The following is a 1243-nucleotide window of genomic DNA, read 5'->3' as shown; positions in this document are numbered from 1 at the left end:
TTGCGGCGTTTGAAGCCATGCAATCCATCGGTTCGTCCACCCGGATCGGCCGAGGCTGATCGGTCCTCGGCAGATTGGTTTTAAGGTTGTGGGGGGCCTCGCATCAGGCGATGGGCTTCATCACGGCCCCCTCGATCACGACCCCGGCGGTCACGTACTTCCAAAGGGCCACGAGCAGCTTGCGCGCCAGCGCCACGATCGTGCGCTTGCGGCCGCGCTGGCTGTGCGCCTTGAACCACTGGGTCAGAGCCGATTGAGGCTGGTGGCGCCCCCAGAGCCAGGCGAGCTGGATCATCGTGGTTCTCAGCCGCGGATTGCCGGCCTTCGACACGCCCTGCTCGCGCTCGATGCCGCCGCTGCGCCATGGCGTGGCCGCAAGCCCGGCATAGGCCGCAACCTGGCGGCGGTTGGCGAACTGCCGCCAGAACGCCTCCGACCAGAGAACGGCAGCGAAGTTCGGGCCCATACTCTTCAGGTTGAGCAGCAGTGTGACCGGATCCGACGCCGTCTTCTCGCTCGCTGGTCGGCTTGCAGTCAGCAATGCATCCTGCTCGCGCTCCACCGCCGCGATCTGGTTGAGCAGCAGTTCGAGCCGGTCGAGCTCGCGGCTGATTTGCGCCTGCAAATGCGGCAGCAATGCGCGCCCGTCTCCCGTCCGCAGGGCCTCGAGCCGCTTCCGCCGATCTCGCCGCAGCGGCACGTAGTCGAAGATTCCTTGCGCGAACAAAAGGCCCTTGATCCGGTTCACATGCTCGATCCGCTCCGCGATCAAGGTCCTTCGCTCGCGGGACAGCCTGCGGCGATCCTCCTCCTCCGGAGAGGGCGCAACGACCATCGCGCAGACCCGCACCTCGCCGCGCTTGTAGGCCAGAAGCGTCCGCAACAGCGTCTCGCCGTCCAGTCTGTCCGTCTTGGCTCGCCGGCGCCGACGCGGCGTCGCAATCGAGGCTGGATCGACCACGTGGCTCTCGATACCTTCCTGTTGCAGCGCTCGGTGAAGCCAGAACCCATCCAGTCCCGCCTCCTGGATCGTGATGATCGGATAGCCCTCGCCCGTTCGCGCCTGCGCCTTGCACTTCAGCTCCGCGAGCAGCTTCAGCAGTGCCGCAAGATCGCCCGCCTTGACGCTATGTTTGGACATCTTCTCGCCCTTGCCCGGCGACAGCGAGGTCACCAGCCATGTCGAACGGCTCAGTTCCAATGACACAAAAATTGCGCCAATCTGCGTTCGGATAGCGGCCGG

At 65.4% G+C, this 1243-nt stretch carries 1 protein-coding gene; it reads right to left on the bottom strand.

Annotated features, from left to right (window positions below):
- Positions 1–103: 103 nt before the first annotated feature.
- A complete protein-coding gene (locus tag IC50_RS38175; RefSeq protein WP_050991204.1) occupies positions 104–1234 on the bottom strand; it encodes an IS110 family transposase in 1131 nt (376 codons plus the stop codon).
- Between the last annotated feature and the right edge of the window lie 9 nt (positions 1235–1243).

The sequence above is a fragment of the Bradyrhizobium genomosp. I (2014) genome (assembly GCF_000261685.1).
Taxonomy (GTDB): Bacteria; Pseudomonadota; Alphaproteobacteria; order Rhizobiales; family Xanthobacteraceae; genus Bradyrhizobium.
Note: the sequence above shows the minus strand (reverse complement) of the source record. Positions and strands in the feature narration are given on the sequence as shown.